The 26,662-nt window shown below is 32.8% G+C and carries 28 protein-coding genes and 2 pseudogenes; all 30 read right to left on the minus strand.

What is annotated here, in order from left to right; translation table 11 throughout:
- Positions 1-301: 301 nt before the first annotated feature.
- Positions 302-1,171 carry a glucose-1-phosphate thymidylyltransferase RfbA gene (gene rfbA, locus EKM01_RS08545; protein WP_126461242.1) on the minus strand — a complete coding sequence of 290 codons (870 nt, stop codon included), beginning with the start codon at positions 1,169-1,171 and terminating at the stop codon, positions 302-304.
- Between the two features lie 190 nt (positions 1,172-1,361).
- On the minus strand, positions 1,362-2,408 hold the full coding sequence (gene rfbB / locus EKM01_RS08550; RefSeq protein WP_126461250.1) for a dTDP-glucose 4,6-dehydratase: 1,047 nt from the start codon (positions 2,406-2,408) through the stop codon (positions 1,362-1,364).
- Between the two features lie 354 nt (positions 2,409-2,762).
- The gene (rfbD, locus tag EKM01_RS08555) at positions 2,763-3,617 is read right to left on the minus strand and encodes a dTDP-4-dehydrorhamnose reductase (protein ID WP_126767859.1); all 855 of its coding nucleotides are present in this window, start codon (positions 3,615-3,617) and stop codon (positions 2,763-2,765) included.
- Between the two features lie 65 nt (positions 3,618-3,682).
- A pseudogene (locus tag EKM01_RS08560) lies at positions 3,683-4,060 on the minus strand (Bro-N domain-containing protein); the annotation flags it as partial.
- 216 nt (positions 4,061-4,276) lie between these two features.
- Positions 4,277-4,825 (minus strand): dTDP-4-dehydrorhamnose 3,5-epimerase, encoded by a 549-nt coding sequence (rfbC, locus tag EKM01_RS08565; RefSeq protein WP_126568220.1) that lies wholly within the window; start codon positions 4,823-4,825, stop codon positions 4,277-4,279.
- 175 nt (positions 4,826-5,000) lie between these two features.
- Positions 5,001-5,531: an ATP-binding protein gene (locus EKM01_RS08570; RefSeq protein WP_126767861.1), complete on the minus strand. Its 531-nt coding sequence runs from the start codon at positions 5,529-5,531 to the stop codon at positions 5,001-5,003.
- Between the two features lie 51 nt (positions 5,532-5,582).
- A complete protein-coding gene (locus EKM01_RS08575; RefSeq protein ID WP_126555279.1) occupies positions 5,583-6,743 on the minus strand; it encodes an ATP-binding protein in 1,161 nt (386 codons plus the stop codon).
- A gap of 551 nt (positions 6,744-7,294) precedes the next feature.
- Positions 7,295-7,573, minus strand: coding sequence for a Txe/YoeB family addiction module toxin (locus EKM01_RS08585; RefSeq protein ID WP_126461268.1), 279 nt, complete (start codon positions 7,571-7,573; stop codon positions 7,295-7,297).
- A gap of 112 nt (positions 7,574-7,685) precedes the next feature.
- The gene (locus EKM01_RS08590; protein WP_126461271.1) at positions 7,686-7,937 is read right to left on the minus strand and encodes a type II toxin-antitoxin system Phd/YefM family antitoxin; all 252 of its coding nucleotides are present in this window, start codon (positions 7,935-7,937) and stop codon (positions 7,686-7,688) included.
- Positions 7,938-8,156: 219 nt separating this feature from the next.
- A complete protein-coding gene (locus EKM01_RS08595; protein WP_126555282.1) occupies positions 8,157-8,594 on the minus strand; it encodes a DegT/DnrJ/EryC1/StrS family aminotransferase in 438 nt (145 codons plus the stop codon).
- Between the two features lie 74 nt (positions 8,595-8,668).
- Positions 8,669-8,872, minus strand: coding sequence for a hypothetical protein (locus tag EKM01_RS08600; protein WP_233589316.1), 204 nt, complete (start codon positions 8,870-8,872; stop codon positions 8,669-8,671).
- Positions 8,873-8,890: 18 nt separating this feature from the next.
- On the minus strand, positions 8,891-9,148 hold the full coding sequence (locus tag EKM01_RS08605; RefSeq protein ID WP_126767864.1) for a GIY-YIG nuclease family protein: 258 nt from the start codon (positions 9,146-9,148) through the stop codon (positions 8,891-8,893).
- A gap of 10 nt (positions 9,149-9,158) precedes the next feature.
- Positions 9,159-9,830 (minus strand): Bro-N domain-containing protein, encoded by a 672-nt coding sequence (locus EKM01_RS08610; RefSeq protein ID WP_126767867.1) that lies wholly within the window; start codon positions 9,828-9,830, stop codon positions 9,159-9,161.
- A gap of 99 nt (positions 9,831-9,929) precedes the next feature.
- A complete protein-coding gene (locus EKM01_RS08615) occupies positions 9,930-11,072 on the minus strand; it encodes a DegT/DnrJ/EryC1/StrS aminotransferase family protein (protein ID WP_126767870.1) in 1,143 nt (380 codons plus the stop codon).
- Entirely contained in the window at positions 11,065-11,490 is a 426-nt protein-coding gene (locus tag EKM01_RS08620; protein ID WP_126767871.1) for a WxcM-like domain-containing protein, read from the minus strand. Before EKM01_RS08620 ends, EKM01_RS08615 begins: the two co-directional genes overlap by 8 nt.
- A 357-nt stretch (positions 11,491-11,847) precedes the next feature.
- Positions 11,848-12,813 (minus strand): glycosyltransferase family 4 protein, encoded by a 966-nt coding sequence (locus EKM01_RS08625; protein WP_126767872.1) that lies wholly within the window; start codon positions 12,811-12,813, stop codon positions 11,848-11,850.
- Positions 12,814-13,142: 329 nt separating this feature from the next.
- Entirely contained in the window at positions 13,143-13,631 is a 489-nt protein-coding gene (locus EKM01_RS08630) for a phosphoheptose isomerase (RefSeq protein WP_126767873.1), read from the minus strand.
- A gap of 128 nt (positions 13,632-13,759) precedes the next feature.
- Positions 13,760-13,882, minus strand: a pseudogene (locus EKM01_RS14795) (mannose-1-phosphate guanylyltransferase); the annotation flags it as partial.
- Positions 13,869-14,801 (minus strand): GDP-L-fucose synthase, encoded by a 933-nt coding sequence (locus EKM01_RS08640; RefSeq protein WP_126767875.1) that lies wholly within the window; start codon positions 14,799-14,801, stop codon positions 13,869-13,871. The pseudogene EKM01_RS14795 and the gene EKM01_RS08640, both read right to left, overlap by 14 nt.
- 70 nt (positions 14,802-14,871) lie before the next feature.
- Positions 14,872-15,990 (minus strand): GDP-mannose 4,6-dehydratase, encoded by a 1,119-nt coding sequence (gene gmd, locus EKM01_RS08645; protein ID WP_126767878.1) that lies wholly within the window; start codon positions 15,988-15,990, stop codon positions 14,872-14,874.
- A 17-nt stretch (positions 15,991-16,007) separates the two neighbouring features.
- On the minus strand, positions 16,008-16,901 hold the full coding sequence (locus EKM01_RS08650) for an NAD-dependent epimerase/dehydratase family protein (RefSeq protein ID WP_126767881.1): 894 nt from the start codon (positions 16,899-16,901) through the stop codon (positions 16,008-16,010).
- Positions 16,898-17,641, minus strand: a complete 744-nt coding sequence (locus EKM01_RS08655) for a glycosyltransferase family 2 protein (RefSeq protein WP_126767883.1) — start codon at positions 17,639-17,641, stop codon at positions 16,898-16,900. Before EKM01_RS08655 ends, EKM01_RS08650 begins: the two co-directional genes overlap by 4 nt.
- 19 nt (positions 17,642-17,660) lie before the next feature.
- Positions 17,661-18,431 carry a hypothetical protein gene (locus EKM01_RS08660; protein ID WP_126767887.1) on the minus strand — a complete coding sequence of 257 codons (771 nt, stop codon included), beginning with the start codon at positions 18,429-18,431 and terminating at the stop codon, positions 17,661-17,663.
- Positions 18,424-19,218, minus strand: a complete 795-nt coding sequence (locus tag EKM01_RS08665; protein WP_126767890.1) for a hypothetical protein — start codon at positions 19,216-19,218, stop codon at positions 18,424-18,426. Before EKM01_RS08665 ends, EKM01_RS08660 begins: the two co-directional genes overlap by 8 nt.
- Positions 19,211-20,452 carry a glycosyltransferase gene (locus EKM01_RS08670; protein WP_126767893.1) on the minus strand — a complete coding sequence of 414 codons (1,242 nt, stop codon included), beginning with the start codon at positions 20,450-20,452 and terminating at the stop codon, positions 19,211-19,213. The genes EKM01_RS08665 and EKM01_RS08670 overlap by 8 nt, the downstream gene beginning before the upstream one ends.
- Positions 20,449-21,234, minus strand: coding sequence for a glycosyltransferase (locus EKM01_RS08675; RefSeq protein ID WP_126767896.1), 786 nt, complete (start codon positions 21,232-21,234; stop codon positions 20,449-20,451). The genes EKM01_RS08670 and EKM01_RS08675 overlap by 4 nt, the downstream gene beginning before the upstream one ends.
- A gap of 1,164 nt (positions 21,235-22,398) precedes the next feature.
- On the minus strand, positions 22,399-23,046 hold the full coding sequence (locus EKM01_RS08685) for a CatB-related O-acetyltransferase (RefSeq protein WP_126767902.1): 648 nt from the start codon (positions 23,044-23,046) through the stop codon (positions 22,399-22,401).
- 48 nt (positions 23,047-23,094) lie between these two features.
- Positions 23,095-24,129: a hypothetical protein gene (locus tag EKM01_RS08690; RefSeq protein ID WP_126767904.1), complete on the minus strand. Its 1,035-nt coding sequence runs from the start codon at positions 24,127-24,129 to the stop codon at positions 23,095-23,097.
- Positions 24,123-25,220, minus strand: a complete 1,098-nt coding sequence (glf, locus tag EKM01_RS08695) for a UDP-galactopyranose mutase (protein WP_126767907.1) — start codon at positions 25,218-25,220, stop codon at positions 24,123-24,125. The genes EKM01_RS08690 and glf overlap by 7 nt, the downstream gene beginning before the upstream one ends.
- On the minus strand, positions 25,217-26,653 hold the full coding sequence (locus EKM01_RS08700) for a flippase (protein ID WP_126767909.1): 1,437 nt from the start codon (positions 26,651-26,653) through the stop codon (positions 25,217-25,219). Before EKM01_RS08700 ends, glf begins: the two co-directional genes overlap by 4 nt.
- Positions 26,654-26,662: the final 9 nt, after the last annotated feature.

Below are 26,662 nucleotides of genomic sequence, written 5' to 3' on the forward strand. Positions count from 1 at the left end.
AAAAAATCTTTTTTAACACAGATTACACCAATTTTCACAGATTATTTTTTGAATGGGAAGAGGAAACTCAGTAACAACTATTATATACTGTCGTGTATTAAAAATAAACAAAATGACGCAACAGATTGATATTAAATTACTTTTTACAATAATGCTCCTTTTGACTTTATGACGTTTAAACTTTCAACTTCCTTATTTCATCTATTTTCGCTGTGCCAAAATTATTCGGAAATTTTGTTTTTGGACTGTAGCTATAACTATCCGTACTGCATCATTTGTCTAAATACTGCGCCCGAAATGCTTACAACTTATGCTTCAGCAATCCCAGCAGGTATTCTCCGTAACCTGATTTCCTCAAAGGCTCGGCCAGATCTTTCAATTGTTGCTCACTAATGAAACCCTGTCTCCACGCAATTTCTTCAATACAGCCCACTTTCAATCCTTGACGCTCTTCAATAACCTGAACAAATTGTCCCGCCTGCATTAAGCTATTAAAAGTACCGGTATCTAGCCAGGCCGTACCTCTGCTTAAAATTCCTACTTTCAAAGCCCCTTTTTCCAAGTACACTTTATTTACATCAGTAATTTCATATTCCCCTCTAGCACTTGGCTTGATATTCTTGGCAATTTCCACCACTGAATTATCATAAAAATACAAACCAGGTACCGCATAATTTGATTTGGGTTCCAACGGTTTCTCTTCAATAGAAAGCGCTTTAAAATCAGCATCAAATTCGACTACACCGTATCGTTCCGGGTCTGAAACATGATACGCAAATACGACCCCACCTTTAGGATTGGTATTGGATTGCAACAATTCATCCATATTGGATCCAAAGAAAATATTATCCCCTAAAACCAAAGCTACGCTGTCTTTCCCTATGAATTCTTCTCCAATAACAAAAGCTTGCGCTAATCCATTAGGAATGGCCTGCTCCGCATAACTAAATTGACAACCAATTGAAGACCCATCGCCTAATAATTTTTTGAAATTAGGCAAATCATGAGGAGTTGAAATAATTAATATTTCATTGATTCCCGCCATCATCAAAGTAGACAATGGATAATAAATCATGGGTTTGTCATAAACCGGCATCATTTGTTTGCTCATGGCCAGTGTTAACGGATGTAAACGGGTCCCGGAACCTCCGGCTAATATAATTCCTTTCATATATTTTTTATTTTTTTGCCACAAAGGCACTAAATTTCACAGGTATAATTTTTAATCTAAAATAATTTATTTTTTTAACTAATACCTTACAAAGGAAGTTTTTTCTATAGTTAAATCTACATCAATTAAAAAAACGGACAACTGATCACTAAACAATGATCACTAAACAATGACCACTGATCACTGACCACTAATTATACTGCTTCTCGTAATAATTTGCATACTCCCCCGAAGTAATATTATTCAGCCAGGTTGGATTTTCCAAATACCAATTTACGGTCCTTTCCAATCCTTGTTCAAAAGTAACCGATGGTTTCCATCCCAATTCTCTGTTTATCTTACTGGCATCAATAGCATAACGCAAATCATGTCCGGGACGGTCTTTTACGTACGAAATTAATTGTTCCGAAGTTCCGGACGCCCTTCCTAATTTCTCATCCATTATTTTGCAAAGCAATTTAACCAAATCAATATTTTGCCATTCGTTAAATCCACCAATATTATACGTATCATGGTTAACTCCTTCATGAAAAACCAAATCAATGGCTACCGCATGATCTTCTACAAATAACCAATCGCGGGTATATTTCCCGTCACCATAAACGGGTAAGGGTTTGTTTTGAATGATATTATTGATGAATAATGGAATCAATTTTTCAGGAAAATGAAACGGCCCGTAATTATTGGAACAATTGGTCAACACATAAGGCAAGCCATACGTTTCTCCATACGCTCTGACAAAATGATCCGAACTGGCTTTTGAAGCCGAGTACGGAGAATTAGGATCATACGCAGTAGTCTCCGTAAACAATCCTTCGGCACCTAAACTGCCATAAACCTCATCGGTACTGATGTGGTAAAAACGTTTTCCTTCGTAATTGCCTTGCCAAGTAGCCTTAGCCGCATTCAATAAATTCATCGTTCCGATAACATTTGTTTTCACAAAAGACAACGGATCGGTTATAGAACGATCCACATGAGATTCGGCAGCTAAATGCAAAACACCATCAAATTGATGCTCCGCAAACAATTGATCAATGAATGGCGCATCAACGATATCTCCTTTTATAAAAGTATAGTTAGGCGCTTTTTCAATATCAACAATATTTTCGAGATTCCCAGCATACGTGAGTGCATCCAAATTAACAATTTGATATTGCGGATACTTCTTTACAAAAAGCCGTACGACATGGGACCCAATAAAACCGGCCCCACCGGTGATTAGTATTTTTTTCATTTTTAGATTTTATTTTTAATTCGTTTTAACAAAACTTCCCTAAATTTATTTTTTGTTTCCCCCTGGCCCAGAGCGTGCGAAAAATAAAATTTAGTCAGTTTCTTTTTTGTTTCTCCTGGCCTAGAGCGTGCGAAAAATAAAATTTAGTTAGTTTCTTTTTTGTTTCCCCCTGGCCTAGAGCGTGCGAAAAATAAAATTTAGTTAGTTTCTTTTTTGTTTCCCCTGTCCCTAAAGGGAGCAAAAAAGAAACACAAAATCCGATTTAAAATTAACAGGCTTTATTTAAATTACGTTTTGGATTTTCGGCTTCCTTTAAGGGTGGGACAAAACGGAAATTTTACACAACCCCCTAACTCATAACCCACCTTTCATACAAACAGCTAAACTCTCTTTGTAATCCGGAACAACAATACCATAAACTCGTTTAATCTTGCTTTTATCCAATAAAGAAAAAGCTGGACGTTTGGCAGGTGTAGGATAAGCCGCTGAGGGAATTCCTTTCACTTCACAAGTATACCCACCAATTTCCTGGATTGCCAGGACAAAGTCATACCAGCTGATTTCTCCTTCATTCGAATAATTATAGATTCCGGCAATCCAGTCTGGTGCTGTTACAATAGTCATCATAGCCTGAGCTAAATCGGCAGCATAAGTAGGCGAACCAATCTGATCGTTAACCACACTGATCGTATCTCGTTCTTGTAATAATCGTTGCATGGTTTTTACAAAATTGTTCCCAAATCTGCTATACACCCATGAAGTTCTAATGATAATTGCATCGGGATTTGCTTTCAAACAAGCTAACTCTCCCGCTCTTTTGGTCGCTCCATACACATTAACAGGTTGCGTTAGGGCCTCCTCGCTCAATGCGACAGCTGATGTCCCGTCAAAAACGTAATCAGTAGAAATATGAATTAGTTTTACAGAATGATCTTTCGTATATTGAGCAATAATGGCGACCGCTAAATGATTAACAATATCCGCTAATTCGTGTTCTGTTTCCGCTTTATCAACGGCTGTATAGGCACCACAATTTAATATAAAATCTGGAGTAATTTCTTCTAATTGACTTTGTAAAATCGACAAATTATCCAAGGAAACTTGCGTTCTGTCTGCAAAAATCCATTCGAACTGAGGGTAGTTTTTAGACAACACCTTTAATTCAGAACCCAATTGCCCATTAGCACCAGTAACTACTATTTTCTTCATTTATCTTTTTAATTTTTCACTCCTCACTTTTCCTCTTCTCACTCCTCACTTTCAACTTCTCACAAGTCAATCGTTAGTTCTGGATCTTGCATTTCATCCAAACGTTCCGAAGCTATCTGTGCCAACCAAAGCTTAAATGGTTCAGCTTTTGGTGAAGGTATCGATTGTATTAACCTAAAAAGTTGCTCGGTATCGAAGACATCCGTCTTATAATATTTCCCATCGACAGATTGCATTTTCAGTTGACTACAATTTGTAGTCAACTGACTTCCCTCTTTTTTTAAACGCATTTTTAAAACACTCCAATATTTTCTTGCATTAGGAGTGCCTGTCAAAATATCAATTACATCAACAATAGAAAAGTACCATTTCTCTTGATCGGAATCCCAAAGAGTCCGTACTTTTTTATCATCAAATAACTGTAAGGCTTGGCGCTGTATCATAACGAAAAATTTAAAAATTTACTTCTACAAAGATAATAGCTTTAATTCATCTATTTTATAATACTAAAAATCAATACTTTACATTTATAGTTAGTCAATTTATGATCAACCGGTCGATTTTCAAATCACAAACAAAACTACTTAATGTCTTTGCTTCCTGATTACTATCAGGATTGCGATTAAAACTGCCTCTCGATATGACCTTAAACTCTCTTTTCAAAACTCCCAATCAATATCCTCAAAACTCGGCAAAACCAAATCCTTTTGAGAAACAATAACTTCATCAGGACTCACTTGCCAATCAATGGCCAAAGTAGGATCATCATACCGAATCCCTCTTTCGCTCTCCTTATGATACAATTGATCTACTTTGTATAGCACCGAAGCAGTTTCACTCAAAACCGAAAAACCATGGGCAAAACCGTGGGGAACCATCAATTGTTTTTTATTGGCTGCACTTAAAATCACACTAAAATGCTGTCCATAAGTTGCTGATTTTTTGCGTAAATCGACCGCCACATCAAGGATTTCTCCTTCAAGCACACGCACCAATTTAGCTTGTGCAAAAGGATTAATCTGCAAATGCAATCCCCGAATCACCCCGCGTTTGGAGAAAGACTGATTGTCTTGTATAAATTGATAGGACATCCCATGTTCATGAAATTGAGCCTGATTGTAGGCCTCAAAAAAATAACCCCTCGAGTCTTCAAAAACTGTTGGGGTAATAAGTATTAAATCTTTTATATTTGTTTTTTCAATGGTCATATTGTAATTGTAATTTTATTTATTCTATCATTTAATTGTAAGTAAGTCGAAAGTTTAAAAGTCGTAAAGTCAAAAGAATTAACTTTAAGTAAAACAGCTTTAAATCAGATTTTTACATGATTTTATCCTGATTTTATCCTGATTTTAAAATACGACATTATACCATGGTTATTACTTAATACAGAAAGCCAAACAACCACAATGGAATTTTATTTTGAAAACCATACTCAATATCGTCTGCGGCGATATAGGAATTTTCGATACCTTCAATTTGTTTCATCGACTTATCCTTTCCTCCAATTTCAAAAGAATATAAATCATTTACAAAAAAATCAGTTTTTTCGTGATGGCTCAACTTATTTTTATACCCCAATTGATTTGCAAAAAAGGTCTCTCTAGCCTTACCAATAGTAGCTTTTGAAGGAGAAAGTGTAAACATTAAATTTGTGTTTTCTAAATAAATCTTAGCTGGTTTTTGCAATTTCACACTTCCTTTAGCTTCTTTTTGCAAGTTAATGGTCAAACCTACTTCTTCCAAATAATGTAGATAAGTCATTAAAGTAGTTCTATTTATACCAATTTTATCACTTAAATTACTCACATTAGGTATAAAAGGAACCGATTCAGAGATTATAGCCAACAATTGTTTAATTTTTGGAACAAAGCCCAAATCAACACCTCGCAATAAAGGTAACTCCATTTTCATTGTGGGATATTCTTTTATATCATTACGAATCCTACTAAAACCAATAAAAGATTACAGTAGTTTATTTTCAATCGAATTTATTGCACTAAATGGAATTGCCGTAATAGAATTGCTCCTTTTTTGAACCAAGTCACCCCCATAAATCACATATCCCCCTTCTTTCTGAGCTAGTTTATTCCAATAAACAACTCCTTTAAAATAATCAATGGTTATTGTTTGCCCTGATTTTATCTCAATAGGAATTATATCCATCCCATTATCAATAATCAAGTCTATTTCTTTCCCTAAATTATCTCTCCAAAAATAAAGGTTATTGGTCTTGGCTTTATTAAATCTACTTTTAAGAAAATCAACAATAATCAAATTTTCAAAAAGCGCACCTCTAAATGGATGAACGTCAATTTGCTCACTATTTTGAATTCCCAATAAGGCAGACGCTAATCCCGTATCATAGAAATATAATTTAGGCATTTTTACAACTCTTTTGTTAAAATTAGAGTGATACGGTTGTAAACGGAACACTACAAAACTAGCTTCCAAAACACTAATCCAAGAACTAATCGTCTTTGTATCAACACCTATTTCTACCGCCAAACTATTCATATTCAACAACTGACCAATTCTACCAGCACATAATCGCAAGAATTTTTCAAAAACCACCAAATTGGTTATATTCTTAATCAGCCTAACGTCTCGCTCAATATATGTTCTAATATAATTTGAATACCACTGCGTAGTATCAACAGTGTCATTATATAACGAAGGATAGCAACCTTTAAAAATAGTCTGGCTAATAGTACGCTCCTTATCACCTATTTCGTGCAAAGTCAGTGGTAACAGATTAAGATAACCCACTCTTCCTGCTAAGCTCTGAGATATGCTTTCCTGCAACAAAAAATTATTTGAACCCGTTATAATAAATAAACCTTTTACAACTGATTCATCAAGGATTTGTTGCAAATAGGAAAAAATATCTGGAACTCTTTGCGCCTCATCAAATATTGCTCCATTGGGATAGTTTGACAAAAAGCCTCTTGGGTCTTCAATAGCAAACAAACGAATGTCGGGATTTTCAAAACTCACATACTCCTTGTCTTTAAAAATCCACCGTACCAAGGTAGTCTTACCAGACTGTCTCGGTCCAACCACGGCAACTGCTTTAAACTGCTTTGCCAAAGCTATAATTTCTTTTTCTGCTTCTCTACGTATCATTCTACAAATCTATACAATTACGGAATCAAATTCCATAATTGTATAGATTTTTTTAATCTGCGCCAATCTGCGTGAAATTTTTTTAACGCATCGGCGTGAAACTTTTCTATTTAAAACAATCAATATCAAATCGATATTCATCTTGAATTTCTCCTAACAAATAATCTCCCATGACCAATAATTTTGCTCCTTCCTTGAGTGCTTGAATACTACTTACGTACCCTTGAGGAATATAGAGAATATCAAGTGTTTCAGCATTTATTTATAATAAAAGAGAGTGATTTTAACCTTTTGGAAGGATTCTCCCAATTATCAATGGCAATCAATTCAATTTTAAAACTACCTTGTACAACAGAAAACCACCGTTGCTCTGTGCGGTGTCCTTACCACCCACGAACAAATGTGGTTTCGCTATTTTCTATGAGATAAATTCTTTTTATAGCCGTTGAATCAAAAGAATTATTAAATCGAAGGGTACCTCTAGTATCAGAATGATTTCCTCCTATAATTATTTTTGAAATTATTTTATTGGCAGTTGCAAATAGAACGTATTATTTGTCATCATAATGAAATCTACATTGAATAATAATACATTTTTGATCAATCCCTTTTGTTCCTTTTATGGAATAAACTAATCTATGTTCACCTGTAATTCTTCTTGACCAAAATCCTTTTAACCCAAACTTTAAAGGTTCTGGTTTTCCAATCCCTTTAAAACAATTTTGCTTAATTGATTTTATTAACTCTTTAATTTTATCAAGTACATCAGCATCATTTTCTATCCAATAGGTAAAATCTTCCCAACCATGACTTGTAAATTCGATATTCATATGAAGATAATATTTGTTTTTGTCGTTCTCGATAGCTGTCGGGAGGAATCGCCATTCTTCATTCCAGTTTGTGATTTAGAATCATTGCGATTTCATGATTTTGTAAATTCTATTAATCTAATGAATAGGGAATTGTTTCTCCTTCCTTTAGTTGACCAATAGATTCTTGAAGTCTATTCCTATTACTCTTGGTGGATAACAGATGCTCTGTTTCCAAAAGTGAATTATATTCTTGAATTGACATAATGACAACCGCTTCATTCTCTTTATTTCTAGGAACTACAATTACTTCCATCGATTGAGAAACATAATCAAAGTATTCTTTCATCCCTTTTCTTAATGCTGAAATTGTTATCGCTTTCATAATTTATTATTTTTTTTACAAATGTACAAAAAAATGTACTTAATATTGTACCACTTAACAATGTTTTATTTACGGGGATATCTGGATATTTTTACACGCCGATAATCGCTGATCTAGCTCCACGCCGATTTTCGCAGATTCTTTAAAATCTTTAAAAAATAGGCGCTAATCTGCGCTTTTTTAATCTGCGCCAATCTGCGTGAAATTTTTATTTAGAAATTAGTTACGTTGTTTAAAAAAAGCATGGACAACTGCCGAAATCCGCTCCCTCTCCTCATTCGTCAAATTAGAACCGGAAGGCAGACACAACCCCTTTTCAAATAAAGTTTCAGCAACTGTACTACTATAGTATGGGTACTTCTCAAAAATAGGTTGCAAATGCATTGGTTTCCACAGAGGACGACATTCAATATTGGCTTGCTCGAAAGCCAACCGTAAAGCTTCTCTATTAATTCCTTTCACTGCATCAGGTTCCACCACAATGGAACTCAGCCAGTAATTAGCAAAATAATCATCATTTGGTGCTTCAAAAACGGTTACTGCTGCAATATCCTTGAATAAATCGACATAAAAAGCATGCATTTTTCTTCGCAAAGCCACATGGTCGTCTAAAACTTCCATTTGACCGCGGCCGATACCAGCACAAATAGTACTCATCCTGCAGTTACATCCTATCCACTGTACTGGTAATGCGGCGCATCATCTCTCGATCGTTCTTTTTTGCAAATCGATTACTGTTTTTTATTTTTCTCTTGCAAAACCTGTTTTGCATTCAATCCTGTTACAACTTTTTTATCTGTTCTAGCTTCCAATTCTTGGAGAGCTACTTTGGCTACATTGCCCCCCTGTTGAGCCACTTTTTGACTCTCTTCAAAACTTTTAGGATTTACGGCTTGCGAAATATCTTTGGTAGAAGCCTCCGCTAGCATATTCAAAATCAATTCTGTATTAGTTCACCCCGTTTGATAATTCTTTAATCGCTCTTTTATATATCTTTTGCCCCATGATGTTTTTAGATATTTTTCTCTATGTGTTGCATCTTGCTGATTGAGACACCCTTCAAAATAAACCAATTTTAGTGGCATTCTATTTTTTGTAGAATTCACCTTACCCGAATTATGCTGACGAAGTCTCTCTTCTAAATCGCTTGTATACCCTGTATAAAACATCCCGTCTTTCTCCGATTGTAAAATATAAATATAAAAGTACATCTTTAAAATTTTAAGTCCATAAATATCTAACGGGGTCAATATTGTCCCGCAGATTTTCCTTTTTCAATCCCTTCAAAATTTTATACTCTTTAGTAGTTTTATCCGACCAAGCTTTGGTAATAATATCGGTTAATGTTGCAAACTGAATTCCTTCTTTCAGCCCTTTGTTTTTCCATTTACCCTGTGGGATAGTAAACATCCAACAGGGTGAATCGGTCAGTTCTTTTCGGATTTCAATACTTTTCAGTCGTTGATTGATCCAACTTTCCGAATAACCCAATTGCAAATACTGTTCTAAGGCGCGATCGATCGTCAGTTCAGGATCTTGCATTTCATCCAAACGTTCTGATGCTATTTGTGCCAACCAAAGTTTAAAAGGTTCCGCTGTTGGTGAAGGTATCGATTGTATCAGTCTGAAAAGCTGTTCGGTATCTGCCACATCAGTTTTATAAAACTTTCCATCGGCAGATTGCATTTTCAGTTGTACGATATCCTCGTACAACTGGCTCCCTTCCTTGGACAACTTCTTTTTTAAATCCGTCCAATACCTTCTAGGGATTGTACTATCGGTTAGTACAAGAATAACATCCACTATAGAAAAATACCATTTCTCTTGTTCCGAATCCCAAAGGGTGCGCACTTTTTTTTCTTTAAATAATTGTAAGGCTTGATGCTTTGTCATACTCTATATTTTTAAAAGTTTACTTTTACAAAGATCGTATATCCGTTATTTGCATACTTATCAACTTTCAGTTTCGAACTGACAATAGCTAACAGATAACTACAAACCGAAAACCCTTCTCACCACCCCGGCAATCCGCTCCCTGTCCTCATTCGTCAAATTAGAACCGGAAGGCAGACACAACCCCTTTTCAAATAAAGTTTCAGCAACTGTACTTCCATAGTATGGGTACTTCTCAAAAATAGGCTGTAAATGCATTGGTTTCCACAAAGGACGACATTCAATATTGGCTTGCTCGAAAGCCAACCGTAAAGCTTCTCTATTAATTCCTTTCGCTGCATCAGGTTCCACCACAATGGAACTCAGCCAGTAATTAGCAAAATAATCACTGTTAGGTACCGTAAAAACGGTTACTGCTGCAATATCACTGAATAAATCGACATAAAAAGCATGCATTTTTCTTCTCAAAGCCACATGATCGTCTAAAACTTCCATTTGACCGCGGCCGATACCAGCACAAATATTACTCATTCTATAATTATACCCTATTTCACTGTGCTGGTAATGAGGAGCATCATCTCTCGACTGGGTGGCAAAAAACACAGCTCTGTCTTTCAACTCCTTCGTTCGAGTAACAATAGCACCACCTCCAGAAGTGGTAATGATTTTATTCCCATTAAAAGACAAAACCCCTATATCCCCAAAAGTACCACACTTCTGACCTTTATAAGAACTTCCCAAAGCCTCCGCACTGTCTTCCAGAATTGGAATACCATATTTATCCGCTATTGTTCTAATTTCATCAATTTTATAGGGTACCCCATACAAATGCACGGCAATAATCGCTTTAGGCGTTTTTCCTGTAGCAATTCGATCTACAATAGCTTCTTCTAAAGCAGTCGGGCATAAATTCCAGGTGTCCGTTTCACTGTCAATAAAAACAGGAATTGCCCCTTGATACAATATAGGATTAGCCGAAGCCGAAAAAGTCATGCTTTGACAAAGCACTTCATCACCTGCTTGAACTCCTAATAAAATCAGACCTAAATGTATCGCTGCCGTACCCGAACTTAAAGCTCCGACATGAGTTTCATTTCTTAAGTAATTTTCAAGGGCCTGCTCAAAAGCATCAACATGAGGTCCTCCAGTAGTAATCCAATGTGTTGCTAAAGCTTCTTGGATATACCGTTCTTCAAAACCACTTCGCTGAGACAATGATAAAAAAATTCGATTTTTACTCATTGAGTTTCCAATAATTGGCTTCGTAACGAACATCATCATCACTAACATTGTGCAATGGTAAAGTCGAAAACGATAATAGTTTCGAATGGGATTCTAGGGATTCAATAGCATTGGCATAACCAGCCGGAATATGCAGCATTTTACTTTCTGACGCTAATAAAGTAACGGTCTCAATTGTTAAATCTTTAGAAGGTTGCTCCCAGTCATCAATTTTTACATAATGAATCCTGAAAGAACCACTCAAACAATAAAAATTTTTGGAGTCTAATTTATGTCCTTGCCAAGCACGCACAGGATGCGCATCAGAATTGCTGATAATATAAAATCGTTCAATTCCATTAAAACTAAAATCATTGACGTAGGATACCGTACCGCGGTGATCCGAAAAATTTCCTCCTGCAATTATTTTAGGTTTCATGTATATAATATTTTATCATTATAAAATAGTCCCGTTTCCAGTTCCAGCGCAGTCAATCACCTAATACTTCATAATTCCCTAACTCGACTGCAGATACCTTCAAACTGAACCCTGAACACTCTTGTTACCACTCCTTAATTGTCCTTAAATAAAAAGCATAAAAAAACAACATTTAAAATTAAAAGGAGGACTGCCAGTGGCAGTCAGGTAAATAAACACAACCGTTTTTACGCTTTTGATTTGTAGGCTTGATCTTTTGTTTTGCATAAAAGCAAAGAAAAAGTTAAACAACGATCACTTATAATTAAAGTGAAGTGAGATGAAAAGTAAAAACTCATCTCATTCTCTCTAACCAAATTAACAGTTTACTATTTTATATTTTTTATGCAACAAATAAAATTTCACACAATAAATAAGCAGCAATGGCACAATAACAAGCCCAAACAAAATAAAATCCGAAACGTTCTGATACAAACCAAGTACCATTACCGAAACAATAATCTGAACCATACCATAAAACGCCGCAATCAATCGGTGTTGAATTTTATATTCATTACTCAAAACCTGATAGAAATGCAACCGATGTGCCTCGAAAATATTATCTTTTAAATACAATCGGTGCAGGATCGTACAAATAGCATCAACTCCATAAACTGCTAAAAATAAAAGCCAAACCAAAGAATTTGTGACCAGAATAAGTTTCAAAACCAGATAAATTACCCAAAAAGCAATCGCAATACTGCCCACATCTCCGGCAAAACATTTGGCCTTTTTTCTATAATTAAAAAATAGAAAAACCAAATTAGCAAGCATCGCATATAGTATAAAAGCACCATCAATAAATACCTGGATATTTTGATTCACATACAACAATGACCCCATCACCACCAAAGTATACAATCCCGTTATACCATTGATACCATCCATGAAATTATACGCATTAATCAAACCTATGGCTAGAATATAAGCGAATACAATTCCTAAAACGGGAACAGAATTAAAAACACCTAAATCGTAAAAAATTACGCTGATGGCGAGAAAATGAACCGAAATTCTAATTTTATTAGACAAACTCTGAATGTCATCCCAAAAACTCACGACAGTTACCAAAGTAATTCCTGTAAAAAAAAAGCAATTATTTTGGAGGTGCTGTCCAAAATAAAGTAAAGCCGCAAACCAAAAAATGATACCGCCTCCTCTAAGCGTAATTTCAGTATGTGCTGACCGATAATTGGGTTTGTCCACGATGTTGTACCGATCAGCTACTTTGAAATAGAGCAATTCCAGTAGGAATAAAACAACAGTAATAAGTAAGTATTGCATTTTTATAGTGAAAAAGTATTTTTTATTTATTTTTGGAAAACCGCTGTCAATAATTATAATCTAAAAGCTAATAATAATAATAACCCGTAGGGTCCAACTATTTAAAACGTCAGTTTGAGTATTTTTGTGAAGTAAAACGGAACAAAGCTTCTCGATACGCTTCGCACTCGAAGTGACGTGTATCGAGAACCGATTTTAGCACTAATTTTCTAATTATCGATATAATCCCGCCCAAAAGCGGGATCACTCGAACTTACGGAAATTTTTATCAATATCTAATTACACCTAACGGTTTAGTACCATGAATACTCTTGTGGTTATTTTATCTCCTATCGCCCAAAATCATCCTGAACCCGCACAATATCATTCTCATCAGATGGATTTTCCGCATCGGTATGTTGCCAAATTTCAGCAATAACACCCCAACCTTCAAGCCCTACTAAACGATGGCGTTCTCCTTGCTGCAAAGTAATCGTATCGCCTTTTTTTAATACTTCAAGTTGTCCTTGTACATCATCTTCACTGCGAATAACACCTGCTTCCCCATCAATTAACCGCCATATCTCAGCCCTACGGTGATGGTATTGCCAGGATAATCGTTGATGAGGCGCTACTAACAATATTTTCGGACTCAATTTTCCGGATATCTTAAGAGATGCTACATCCAATCCTTCAAAATAGTGGTTGGCAAATTGCTGTGCTTGATTTTCGTCAATAACAAAAAAACCGCCCCAAGGGCGATTGTCATCATAGGATGCTATTGTAAATCCCTCTTGTTTTAAGGATTCATTTATTTGATTAAATATGGTAGTTTTCATTTACATTTTACTTTACAAATTATCACTTTTTTTACTGAAAATCAATACCAAAATTTTCAGTCATTTGCATTGATACTTGTTTAATTTCTTGTTCTTTCTCTTTAGGGTATATTAGTATCACATTGGCATCTGGATATACCCAGAAAATCAATAAACTGCTTGGGAAAGTGGTTGCGGCTCTTAGGCCAAAACCGACTGCCCACACCACCAGCCATGATTAAAATATAGGTGTTGTTTTTAGTTCCAGTCATTGTTTTTTATTTCTTCATATACTTTTTGAATCCCTTCTTCTAAAGTAATTTTCGCTTTCCAACCTAATCCATTCAGTTTCGAAACATCCATCAATTTTCGGGGGGTACCATCTGGCTTAGAAGGATCCGTTAGTATTTCACCTTCAAAACCAGCTGTTTTCTTAACTAATTTGGCCAAATCCAAAATGGAAATGTCGTCCCCAATTCCAATATTAACTAAACCCGAATCATTATAATTTTCCATCAAAAACAAACAAGCTTCTGCCAAATCATCTGCATGTAAAAACTCCCGTTTTGGACTCCCCGTTCCCCAAATGGTTACCGATGCATCACCGTTACGTTTAGCAGTAATAAACTTTCGCAACATCGCTGGTAGAACATGGGAATTGTTCAAATCATAATTATCATTAGGTCCGTACAAATTCGTTGGCATAACCGAAATAAAGTTACATCCATATTGATCTCTATATCCATCACACATTTTAATTCCGGCAATTTTGGCAATGGCATACGGCTCATTAGTAGGTTCCAAAAGACCAGTTAATAAATACTCTTCCTTCAGTGGTTGTGGTGCTAACTTTGGATAAATACAGGAAGAACCTAAGAACATTAATTTTTTCACTTTATTGACATAAGCTTGATGAATCACATTATTTTGAATCATCAGATTTTCGTATATAAAATCGGCTCTAAAAGTATTATTAGCTACAATGCCCCCTACCTTAGCAGCAGCTAAAAAAACATAATCTGGTTTTTCAGCTGCAAAAAATTCAGCAACAGCTTGTTGATTCCTTAAATCCAATTCTGCAGAAGTACGCAGTAAAAAATTGGTATATCCTTTTGCTTGTAAAGCACGTAAAATAGCAGAGCCTACCATTCCACGATGACCTGCAATATATATTTTATCTTGTTTGTTCATTTTGCTGTAATATTCGATTTCTTACTGTTCATATTCGCCTGAAGTGATACACTGAGATTTACAGTTCAAACTAGTTCTCCACTGAGAAACCGGCTTCTCTTAACATTTTTTTCTTTTGATAATACGCTAAATCCCCTTCCATCATCTCTTTGACCAATCCTGCTAAATCATATTTTGGAACCCATCCTAATTGGGTTCTAGACTTAGTAGGATCACCAATCAACAAATCCACCTCGGTTGGACGGAAGTACTGCGGATCTACGGCAATAACGGGTTTCCCAATTTCAACGGAATACGCTGGATTAGTGCAAGCCTTAACATACCCTTTCTCGTCAACACCTTCACCTCTGAATTCGATTTCGATTCCTACTTCAGCAAATGCCATTCTCACGAAATCACGTACATAAGTAGTTTTACCCATAGCAATTACGTAATCCTCTGGAACCTCTTGTTGTAAAATACGCCACATTGCCTCTACATAATCTTTAGCATGACCCCAATCGCGTTGCGCATTTAGATTTCCCAAATACAAACAGTCTTGTTGCCCCAAAGCAATAGCGGCAGTAGCCATAGTTATTTTACGGGTCACAAAAGTTTCCCCTCTACGTGGTGATTCATGATTAAAAAGAATTCCATTAGTAGCAAACATACCGTAAGCTTCTCTGTAGTTTTTGGTTATCCAAAAAGCATATATTTTAGCAACTCCATAAGGCGAACGAGGATAAAAAGGAGAGCGCTCATCATACAGCCCTTTCTCATTTTTATTTTCCGCTAACCCTCCATATAATTCGGATGTGGAGGCTTGATAAATACGTGTTTTCTTTTCTAGACCTAGGATACGAACCGCTTCTAAAATTCTTAGCGTACCAATTCCATCAACATTAGCCACATATTCCGGAGAGTCAAAAGAAACTTTTACATGACTCATCGCTCCTAAATTGTAGATTTCATCAGGCTGTACTTCTTGAATGATTCGAATAATATTAGTAGAATCAGTTAAATCCCCATAATGCAATTTAAAGTTCACATGCGTTTCATGTTGGTCTTGATAAATGTGATCAATGCGTTGGGTATTAAAAGAGGAAGCCCTTCTTTTAACCCCATGTACTATATATCCTTTTTCCAGTAATAATTCAGCCAGGTACGATCCATCCTGTCCAGTAATCCCTGTTACAAGTGCTATTTTCATTTTTATTATTTTTATTTTTATTTTCTAAACGACTCAAAAGTCATCATCAATCCGTCCTTAGAAGATATAGGCAATGCTTTCCCGATCGCCTTTACAATCTTTCTATTGCTAACCACATAATTCTCGGTTAATTTTTGCAAACGTTCTGAATTAAGTGGCAAATACAAATGATCTCCCATTATTGCCACTCCTCTAATCCATGAAGTCGGAATAGACCAAATTCTGCTTTTTTTATCTAAGCATGTACCCAATAATTCAATTAATTCATTTGTCGATAAAGACTTATCATCAGCCACCTGATATACACCCGAGAGAATAGTTGTATTTTCAAGCAATTCTTTAATCACAAAGCAAAGATTTTCGATACTCAGAAAAGACCGTTGGTTCTCAAAAGCTCCCAAAGGCCAAGGCAGTCCTTTGACGACCAATTGGTACAATAAATTCAAATTTCCTTTGTTTCCTGGACCGTGAATCATGCATGGTCTTAGGATATAAACTCTTTTGCCTTCTGGCAATACTTTGTTCAAGATGTATTCTTCAGCCTGATGTTTCGAAATACCATAATGAGTTTTGGGATTGGGTTTGTCGTCTTCCCTCAATATTCCCCCAACCTCATCTGCCACAGCTTTAACCGTACTCATAAAAATAAAAATAGCCGCCTCTGAGATTAAGAAAGCATCAAATAACTGCTTCGTTAACTCAAAATTAGCTTCGTAATAATTTATTGAATTGGAAACTTTTTTTAAATCGTGCGCCTTACCGGCCAAATGAATAACAGCATCTGCTTTCAGATCAAATTTCTGATTGGATATAAAACGCATACTCATAGGTTCTATGTCGTGTGAAACCAATAAATAGTTACGAAGATTAGTACCTACAAACCCTGTGGCTCCTGTAATTGCAATTCTCATTTCTTTAAAAATCCTATTATTTTCCAAAAAAAACGCATCTTTATCTTGAATGGAGAAAATGTAATCCTATTCATTTGAAGTGCTTTTTGAATTTCTTTAGTAATCAATTTATATGACGACGCACCAGAGCTACTTAATCCTCCAACTAACATTGCTGTAGTTGTTATTCCAGAAAACTTCCAACATATATTATTCTTTAAAAAAAACCTAGTAATCAACTCATAGTCAGCACCTATTTTAAAATTAAGATCATAGTATCCAAATTTTGAAAAAAGTTCTTTTTTAAAAAAAATTGAAGGATGGGGAGGCATAAATCCAATGCTAAGTTTCTCAGGACTCCAGTTTTTAGAAGAATACAATCGTACAATGCTACCATCTTCTTTGTGTTGAATAATATTTCCAACAGAAGCGTCTATGTTATTTTCTTGGTGAAAAGCGAAAATTTCTTCGATTACTGTTGCAGAGTTAAAAGTATCGTCAGAATTTAGAATTCCTATTAAATCGCCAGTAGCCATAGATATACCTTTATTCATGGCATCATACAAGCCATTATCCTGTTCAGAAATCCAATTAGAAATAACACTTTCATGCTTTTTTACAATTTCAATAGTATTATCTTTTGAATCACCATCTACTATAATGAATTCTAGATCTTTATACGTTTGATTGGCAACAGATACTATTGTCTTCTCAATAGTCTTAGAACTATTGTAACATACTGTAATTATTGAAATTTTCACTTATTATCCTATTTTAATTTTAAACCGTCAAAAAATTATATCTGTATTTTAAATCTGAAAATTTAGAAATATATTCCGCATCATCATAACGATTAGAGGTTTTAAATTTATAATGAAAAAGCAGGGAATCCGCTACTAAAGAATCCAATTCGTTCTTTGTAATTTTACTAAAAGAATCCGTTATATAAATTCGTTCGTATTCACTATCATGACGTCTAAACTTTAATATCTGCCTACCTATTTCTACATCGTCTATTAGATATTTTTTTGAATCATCTAATGAAAGTCCATTACACAAGTTAATTCCTATAAAAAAACCTGCTCCGCTAAAAAATAAAACTTTCGGTCCAAAAAAGAAATATTTAAAAAAAGAATATAAAAATTTGTTTTGACTAAAGATTTGGCTTAAAAGATTTGCTTTACCCAAATATCCATGATATGAATCTTTATCAAAAGAACACTTTTGTATATATTTAATAAGAACGGGAATATCAATATATGAAGACAAATTCGTTCTGTAGATTAATTTTATATCTGGATATTCACTTAATAAAATATTTTTGGCACTAACAAATTTACGATAACAATTTTCAATGGAATCGTCTTCTGCTACTCTAATTTCATTGTGGCTGTATAAACAATTCTCTAAATGCCCACCACTGTAAAAAAAAACCTTAAATCCTCTATCAATTGCATCCTTATACCAGCTATTCTCAATTGCTGTAATAAAACAACGATAACTCTCCGCTTTTGTGGAAAGGATGAGTATGCAAACATTTGAATTATTCATCTGTTAATTTTTTTATTAATATCAAACAGCTAATATAAAATAAAACTAACCTTGTCCTATAATTTAAAAATTTAATTATTTTCACAGAAGCTTTGTTTACAAACTTAAAATCATGCCAATGCTCTTCTAATCTATTGTTTAAGAAGTACCCCCCAATAAAATCTATTGTACGATAATCTGTTTTAATATAATTTTCATTTTTAAATACTAAAAAATTGGAAAACACCAATAAATTTGACACTATTACAGGATATACTATTTCAGCTAAATAGATCTGATCATAAAAATGTTTTCGGTTTTTAGCAAAACAAGGATTGGTTTTTAGTATCTTTTTAAAAACATGTACAAAGGTACCTTTAACAGAAAAAGTGCCAGCCATTATTGGATACAAATGTAATCGTGTATCCCGTATCACATTGGTATCAAATTCGGATTTAAACCAAATATTCAATAATGACAACTCTCTTTTTGATATTACAGAATCTGAATCACGAAAAAGATAGGCGTCTGCCACGTTATAAAAGATATTATAATATCGCCACATTTTAGCTGGAACAGCTAACAATAAGACTTCGTTAATATTCAAAATAAATTGAATAGGCAGTCCTTTAAAATAATCTACATCTACCGATTCATCAATAAAAACAACAATTCTAAATTCATATTCAAAATTTAAAGTTTCCTCAAAAAAATCATTAAACAATTCAAATTGTTTTAGAATTGGCAAGTAATAGTCATAATTCTTACCATAAAGTGTGTACGAAATACTTATTACCTTTTTACGCATCCATTATTTTTTTATAATAATTCTTCATCATTCCACCTATTGCTTCATAACTATATTTTAACACTACTTTTTCTCTAGATTTCTTTGCAAATGAGTCTCTTATTAGTTCATCCGCAAGAATATTATCAATACTTTCTGAAAAATTTTCTATCGAAAAACTTTTAACTAGAAACCCATCAAGGTTGTCTGTAATAATTTCTGACGGTCCACTGGAATCAAATGCAATAACTGGAGATCCACAAGACATAGACTCGAGAGTAACTTGACTAAAGGATTCAAATCGAGAGGGCACAACAGTTATATAAGCAAGATTATAAATTTTGACCATCTCGATTGTTGAATTTATTTCTCCGAAATGATGATGCGAAAAATTTAATTCATCTGAAATTTTACTATAATTATTACCAACGGTCAATAAACAAATGGAATCTGGGTTCTTGATAAGTTTTATAGAGGCTAAAAGTAAATCCATACCTTTATTATAATCTATCAAATTATTTGAAACAAACAATAGAAACTTTTTATCTATTGGCAAACCATTAAACAGAAATTCTTTTTTAAAATCTACACATAATGGCTTATATATTGAAATATCAATGGGATTAGGCACCACTAATACTTCTTGGAAGAAATGCCCCAAATAGGAATCAACAATCTTACTTTTCATGATTTCAGATGGAGCCGTTGCATATATTTGTTTCGTTTTGTATAAATGTTCTTTTTGCCTAAAGTTTTCTAATGTGAAATCTATAAAACCATTTTTTGCTGGGCAATCACTACAAGATTTGGTATACTTCAAGCATTCACCCGGAATATGACATCCACCAGTTATAAAATAATAGTCGTGTAATGTGACAACAATTTTTTTTACCTTAATTTTTATTAAAAAATGTGTCGAAATAAACCCGTGACCAATCCAATGAAGATGAATTAAATCAAATTTATGAGAGAATGGAGCGTAAATAGACGCTAATATATTGGAGAACAAATTAGTATTTCTAGAAAATAATCGACCTGTTTTTTTGTAAACAAATCGCGTAACAAAAATATCATACCAAAACAGAAAAGTAAACAAAGCTCTACCGAACCCACTTGCCTGGTGATTTTTTTTTTCTTTAACAAGGGATAAATAGGAGAATATACAAACGGACACACCTACTTTAACCAGTGATTCTGAAATTCGTAAGAGTGCAGAACTTGGATTATTTCTAAAATTTAAAAATAAAATTTTCACAAACCTATCTTTTTTATAAATGATCTGAAACGAAAATAAATCTGAAACAAAAAAACATTAACTATTATGAATGAACAAGAAGTTAGTTTATAAAAAATATTTAATGAACTTTTTAAAACTATAGACAACGATTCGCTTAATAATAGAAAGGGCTTTTGAGATGATATGCCACCAAAAGTTAATATTGTAAATTGGGCATTAACATTTTTAAAAAATAAATTTTGATCCAATGCAACTACAACACTTTTAAAGTCTGAACAAATCCTTAACGAATCATCGTACTTGTTGTTAAATAAATACAATGTTTTATATATTATACCTTGATGTACTGTTGGCATTCTCAAACGCCATTTCTTTACTGCTCGCGATTCTACTAAGTATGAAGTGTGTTCATTACTCACTTTAACATTGAGTGCTATTCCTGCAACAATAGACTCACTTAAATTTAGCTTTAAAACTTCTAACAAATTGTTAAAATCGACATCATTATCAATTATATCACCACTATTTAAAAAAAAACAATAAATCCCTTTAGATGCAGATACTCCCTTATTCATAGCGTCATAAATACCATTATCCCTCTCTGATATAAATGTCGTTTTTAATACTGTTGATTTAATGTAATTGTTTAAATAAGGAATAGTTTGATCAGATGATAATCCGTCAACTATTATATGCTCAAAATAACTTTGAAATGTATGATTTATTTGTTTTAAAGAATCAAGAGTTTTGTTTAGACCGTCAAAATCATTTCGCGTAACAGTAATAATTGATACAAGCATAAAAATAGATATAAATTAAATTATTTTTTCATTTAAAGTTAAATTATGTATTAAAATATAATTAGTTAAGACAATTAGAAAACTTGTTTCAGGAGTAAAAAAGGCTCCGTTTACAAATAAACAGGCTCCGATTATTAGAGAATAATTGTATAATTTATTGTAATCTTTACTGTTTTTAAAAACTGAACCGAAAATTAACAGATAAAACAATGGTGTTAACAGACCATAATAAGAAAAAATAACAAAAAAAGAATTATCAAACATAATCGGGGACTGACCAAAAGGGATCCCAAAATAATTTGCTTCAAGGAAAATCATTTTAACCACTTCAAAAAAAGGTTTTCCTATCCTTTCATAACCACTTGTCCCTTCGGTAGCAATTTCACCAAATCTGAAAAATTCAAAAATTGCAACATTATATTTAATTATAAAATAAACAATAAATAAGAAAAATAAAACTTTAACATATTTATTATTATATAGTTTGGGGATATAATAGAGTATCATAAACAAATATATTGTTGTAGAGAATGACAAAACAATCCCAAGAAGGATAATTAATTTTACTAACAATTTAATTCGCATTGAATCAGCCCAAATTAATATTGAAAACAAAACTAATCCTAAATAACTTGGTTCATGATACAATGAAACGGGACGCATATAATTTAAAAAATTAGCAGCTTGAAAACGACCTACATCTTCCGCAGTACTTATAGAAAATTTATCTAGAAGAAACCAACTAAATGATGTACCAATTAAACCATACTCTAATACTTGAAATAATTCAAATAAAACAATTACAACTACTGCTATCGATAAGATTTTTTTAAAATTAATTTTGTAAAGGACACTTGGAACATGAAATTTTGAAACTATTATACCCAAAACAGCAATATTCACTAATAAAAATGATTTTAAAAATTCTATAAAATCAAGTTGCAAAACAAATAAAACAACTACAAAATATTGATGAATTAACAATAATAAATATATCCTCCAAGAGTTTTTTGGTATATACTTTAATGACAACATTATTAATAATCCCTGTAAAAAAAAAGCAAGAGAAAAAGAATAACCTATAAATCTAAAAACATAAAGACTTAAAGTTAATATAGCAAATAAAAAAAAAAGCGAAAAGAATGTTTTTTTTATTAAAGCCATTTACTTAGGATTATGAATTTCTAAAATTTTAATGATTTTATAATAAGTATCCTTATTTGGGTTATCTAATAAAATAGGATAGATTTTCTCTATTATATCATCCTCATAATTCCACCATTGTAATTTTAAAAGCATTTCTATTATTTCTTCTGAAAACTTATATCTAATAAATTTAGCTGGATTACCACCGTAAATAGAATATGGTTCAACATTTTTAACAACATGACTGTTCGCGGCTATCACACTACCATCACCAATACTTATTCCGCTCATTACTGTAACATCTCTACCTATCCAAACATCATTACCAATCTTTATATCACCGTTACTAAATACAATTGATTTATCGAAAACTACTTTCAAAAAATTTGGATAGACCGATCCAAATGGGTAAGAACTAACAAACGAAGTACTATGGTTACCTCCACAAAACAATTTTAATCCTGCCCCTATAGACGAAAATCTGCCAATTTTAATATCTATATCTTCTCCCCATGAATAAATTTGAGTAGATTCAAAACCATAAGTATATTTCCCAATAAAAATATCTTTACCAGACAACTTAACCATCTGATCATTAGAAGGATTATATTTAGTTTTAAATAAACTATCAAAAAAAAAGTAAATCTTTAATAATATTGATTTCATGTATAATAAACGTAAAAAACTTCTGATTCATTCAATTAGAAATAAGTTTTATTTAATTGAAAATAATTTTTTAACTTGCTTTACAAATAACTCTTTCTCTTGCAAAATCTGATTTCTGTAATAATCAAAATTAGACACATCCGATTCATAATTTGTTAATGAATATTGTATTCTATCGATAATAGAATTCAAAGAATCTTTATTCTGATCAAACTTGTAAAAACTCTCAATGGGAACGTCTTCAAAAAAGCGTGCGGAGCCTTTAGTTCCAGTAATTACACAACATCCGTTTAAGACAACTTCTCTTGGTAATCGATCCTTTCCTGGATGATATCCAAAATCAATATAAAGTTTACTTTTATTAAACATTTCTATTAACTGTGACCGGGTCATATTTTCAACAGGTACCCATATAAACTGTTGAGCTTTTGAAATTATTTTTTTTGTAAAATTAAGGCCTTTTTTAGGGTTATAGAGAATTATATCTTCCCGATTAGAAACCGAAAATCCAGAATAAAAATTAGTATTAATATAATCACTCAACGCATAAGTTTCTTTAAATCCATTGTTTATAAGGAAATTCTGTGCATATTCGGATTGATATGCATTTACTGCATTTAAGTTAATTAGTGAATTTATAGAAATATTATTTCTAAATGAATTTTTACCTTTAAAAAAGAATTCATAAATCCTGACAAGAGTCATTTTAGCTCCAAAAGAAAAATTATATCTAAATAAATCTTTTATAATTAAATGTCTAAATGAACAAATAAAAAAATTATCAACACTTAACCACCATAGACATTTTTGAGAATATTTAACTAATTGTATTTTATCAAATACTGCTTCATAAAAAACTACAATATTATTAAAATTATCCTCAACTGTATCGGCTAGCTGAATATTGTACATTTTGTATGCATCAGGAATTTTGAAATCACCTTCTCCATAATAAACAATAAATGCATTAAGATTGTTACTATTTAAAACATCTACCAATTGGTGTAATAATTCAGCTCCTCCCGTTACAGCATTAGTAGGACAATAAACAAAAACTTTAGTATTCTTTGTAACTTTTAACATATTTTACTCAATTTTAATGATGATGCTATTATCTGATGCATATCATAGTAACGATATTCAGCTAAACGCCCACCAAAGTATACGTTAGTTTCTTTTTTAGCCAAGTCACTGTATTTCTTAAATTTTAATGAATTCGAATCATCATTTATAGGATAATAACTTTCCATACCTGAAGACCATTCAAGCGGAAATTCATGCGTGATCACAGTTTTAGCCTGCTTACCAAATTCAAAATGTTTATGCTCAATTATTCTTGTAAAAGGAATCTCTCTCTCTGTATAATTTACAACTGCATTACCTTGAAAATTTTCCTGATCAAGAATTTGATGCTCAAATTTAAGACTTCTGTATTCTAATTCCCCGAATTCAAAATTAAAATACTCATCAATTTTACCTGTAAAAATGATTTTATCACACAAACTTTCATATTTTTCACGATCAGCAAAAAAATCTACTCCCAATTGAACTTCAATTCCGTTCAACAATCCTTCAGTCAACTTGTTATACCCTCCAATTGGTATTCCTTGATATTTATCATTAAAATAGTTGTTGTCATACGTAAACCTTACGGGCAATCTTTTTATAATAAAGGCAGGTAACTCCGTTGCTTTCCTACCCCATTGTTTTTCAGTATACCCTTTAATTAATTTTTCGTAAATATCAATACCAACAAGAGATATAGCTTGTTCCTCCAGATTTTTAGGTTCTTTTATACCTGAATTTTTTACTTGTTCCTCAATTTTTTTTATAGCTTCATCTGGTGTTAAAACTCCCCATAATTGATAAAAAGTATTCATATTAAAGGGTAAATTATATATTTTGCCCCCGTATACCGCAACGGGCGAATTAGTATACCTATTAAACTCAACAAATTGATTAACATAATCCCAAATATCCTTATCATTGGTATGAAAGATATGAGCTCCATATTTATGCACATTTATGCCCTCAATTTTTTCACAGTGAATATTGCCCCCTGAATGAGCCCGTTTGTCAATAACCAAACATTTTTTACCTCTTTTGGAGACTTCATGAGCAAAGACACTCCCAAAGAGTCCAGCACCTACAATTAGATAGTCATATTCTTTCATATTCCGATTTTTTGTTTTATGACCTCAAGGGATTCTATGGCAAGAGGTGTTTTAAGTAATTTAAGATTAACAAATAAAAATGTAACTAATATTAAGAAAGAAATTATTATCATATATAATAAATCAGAATATATATATTGGTTTATATAAAATCCGAATACTATAATAGGAGAATAACTGATAATTTGTAATGCTAGTGTTTTAATAGGTGAACCTATATTAATTATTCTTGAAGCAAAATAACCCATAAGAATAGTCACAGCTAATTCACTTAACAAATTGGTCAAAGCTGCTCCAAAATCTGCCCAAATAGGTATCAAAATAAAATTCAAAGTTAAACTCAAGATGGTGCCTATTAAAACTGAAATCAAGAGTTTTTTATCTTCGCCCAAAGGAACTAATATTTGCATACCATATATATTAGATAATCCTATCAAAAGAGATACTCCAGTCAAGATTTGCATACTGTTTGTAGCTGGTAAAAATTCGGGCCCAGAAAACAAAACTATCAATTGTTTTGAACATAGAAATAAGACTATGGTTATTGGGACACCAAGCATAACGACAAAATCAGTAGATTTTTGAATTAATTTTTTAAAACTGACCATATTTTTTTCATGTGCTGCCAAAGTCAATTGTGGAATTAATACTATGCCTAAGGCAACTATAAAAGTTAAAGGCACTTTGTTTAATTTAGATGCAAGGGTATAATAACCAACATAAGTATCTCCTCTAAGAAAACCTAAAAGCAGAGTATCAATTAAAATGTATAAACTTATAGCTAGGGTGGATAGAAAAATGTAAAACAACGGCTTTATATGTTTCTTAATTTCCAAATCCTTAATTGAAAAATCGGTTTTATTTTTACAATAATAAATACTAATCAAATTATTTACAAACAATACAATAACATTAAGACTGAAATACCAAAATACATCTGAACTATTTCTAACTAGAACAAAAAGCCCAACAACAAATAAGAAACGTATGACAACAGATCGTAGTGCTATAAACTTAAACTCACTCAATCCATTAAAAAACCATTCTATTGAAAACGTATTAATAAAAATATAAAAAGCTCCCAATAAATATATCCCAAGATGATTTTGAAATTTATCAAATGAAAATATAATTAATAAATAAACAAGTACATTAATACAACTGGCCGTAAAATGAATTACTATTATTTCTGAAAAAATTTTGGATCGCAATTGTAATGAAGTACTTATTTTCGCAATCTCACGAACACCGTAAATAGGGATTCCGAGAGCCGCAAATAGCATAAAATAGCGACAAAAATTTTCGGCAAAATTCGTTAAACCAATCCCTTCAGGACCTAGAATCCTTGAAGCATATGGAAAAGTTATTAAAGGAAATAAAACCGAGGAAAGGGATTGTATGAGATTGAAAAAAAAATTATTAGCTGTTTTCAATAAAACTTA

The organism is Flavobacterium sp. RSP46 (assembly GCF_003984825.1).
Lineage (GTDB): Bacteria > Bacteroidota > Bacteroidia > Flavobacteriales > Flavobacteriaceae > Flavobacterium.

Bases quoted from the DNA above. Each gene is read 5' to 3' on its own strand.
- rfbA (WP_126461242.1), bottom strand. From the start codon at position 1,171: ATGAAAGGAATTATATTAGCCGGAGGTTCCGGGACCCGTTTACATCCG.
- rfbB (WP_126461250.1), bottom strand. From the start codon at position 2,408: ATGAAAAAAATACTAATCACCGGTGGGGCCGGTTTTATTGGGTCCCAT.
- rfbD (WP_126767859.1), bottom strand. From the start codon at position 3,617: ATGAAGAAAATAGTAGTTACTGGTGCTAATGGGCAATTGGGTTCTGAA.
- rfbC (WP_126568220.1), bottom strand. From the start codon at position 4,825: ATGACCATTGAAAAAACAAATATAAAAGATTTAATACTTATTACCCCA.
- EKM01_RS08570 (WP_126767861.1), bottom strand. From the start codon at position 5,531: ATGAAAATGGAGTTACCTTTATTGCGAGGTGTTGATTTGGGCTTTGTT.
- EKM01_RS08575 (WP_126555279.1), bottom strand. From the start codon at position 6,743: ATGATACGTAGAGAAGCAGAAAAAGAAATTATAGCTTTGGCAAAGCAG.
- EKM01_RS08585 (WP_126461268.1), bottom strand. From the start codon at position 7,573: ATGAATATCGAATTTACAAGTCATGGTTGGGAAGATTTTACCTATTGG.
- EKM01_RS08590 (WP_126461271.1), bottom strand. From the start codon at position 7,937: ATGAAAGCGATAACAATTTCAGCATTAAGAAAAGGGATGAAAGAATAC.
- EKM01_RS08595 (WP_126555282.1), bottom strand. From the start codon at position 8,594: ATGAGTACTATTTGTGCTGGTATCGGCCGCGGTCAAATGGAAGTTTTA.
- EKM01_RS08605 (WP_126767864.1), bottom strand. From the start codon at position 9,148: ATGTACTTTTATATTTATATTTTACAATCGGAGAAAGACGGGATGTTT.
- EKM01_RS08610 (WP_126767867.1), bottom strand. From the start codon at position 9,830: ATGACAAAGCATCAAGCCTTACAATTATTTAAAGAAAAAAAAGTGCGC.
- EKM01_RS08615 (WP_126767870.1), bottom strand. From the start codon at position 11,072: ATGAGTAAAAATCGAATTTTTTTATCATTGTCTCAGCGAAGTGGTTTT.
- EKM01_RS08620 (WP_126767871.1), bottom strand. From the start codon at position 11,490: ATGAAACCTAAAATAATTGCAGGAGGAAATTTTTCGGATCACCGCGGT.
- EKM01_RS08625 (WP_126767872.1), bottom strand. From the start codon at position 12,813: ATGCAATACTTACTTATTACTGTTGTTTTATTCCTACTGGAATTGCTC.
- EKM01_RS08630 (WP_126767873.1), bottom strand. From the start codon at position 13,631: ATGAAAACTACCATATTTAATCAAATAAATGAATCCTTAAAACAAGAG.
- EKM01_RS08640 (WP_126767875.1), bottom strand. From the start codon at position 14,801: ATGAACAAACAAGATAAAATATATATTGCAGGTCATCGTGGAATGGTA.
- gmd (WP_126767878.1), bottom strand. From the start codon at position 15,990: ATGAAAATAGCACTTGTAACAGGGATTACTGGACAGGATGGATCGTAC.
- EKM01_RS08650 (WP_126767881.1), bottom strand. From the start codon at position 16,901: ATGAGAATTGCAATTACAGGAGCCACAGGGTTTGTAGGTACTAATCTT.
- EKM01_RS08660 (WP_126767887.1), bottom strand. From the start codon at position 18,431: ATGAATAATTCAAATGTTTGCATACTCATCCTTTCCACAAAAGCGGAG.
- EKM01_RS08665 (WP_126767890.1), bottom strand. From the start codon at position 19,218: ATGCGTAAAAAGGTAATAAGTATTTCGTACACACTTTATGGTAAGAAT.
- EKM01_RS08675 (WP_126767896.1), bottom strand. From the start codon at position 21,234: ATGCTTGTATCAATTATTACTGTTACGCGAAATGATTTTGACGGTCTA.
- EKM01_RS08685 (WP_126767902.1), bottom strand. From the start codon at position 23,046: ATGAAATCAATATTATTAAAGATTTACTTTTTTTTTGATAGTTTATTT.
- EKM01_RS08690 (WP_126767904.1), bottom strand. From the start codon at position 24,129: ATGTTAAAAGTTACAAAGAATACTAAAGTTTTTGTTTATTGTCCTACT.
- glf (WP_126767907.1), bottom strand. From the start codon at position 25,220: ATGAAAGAATATGACTATCTAATTGTAGGTGCTGGACTCTTTGGGAGT.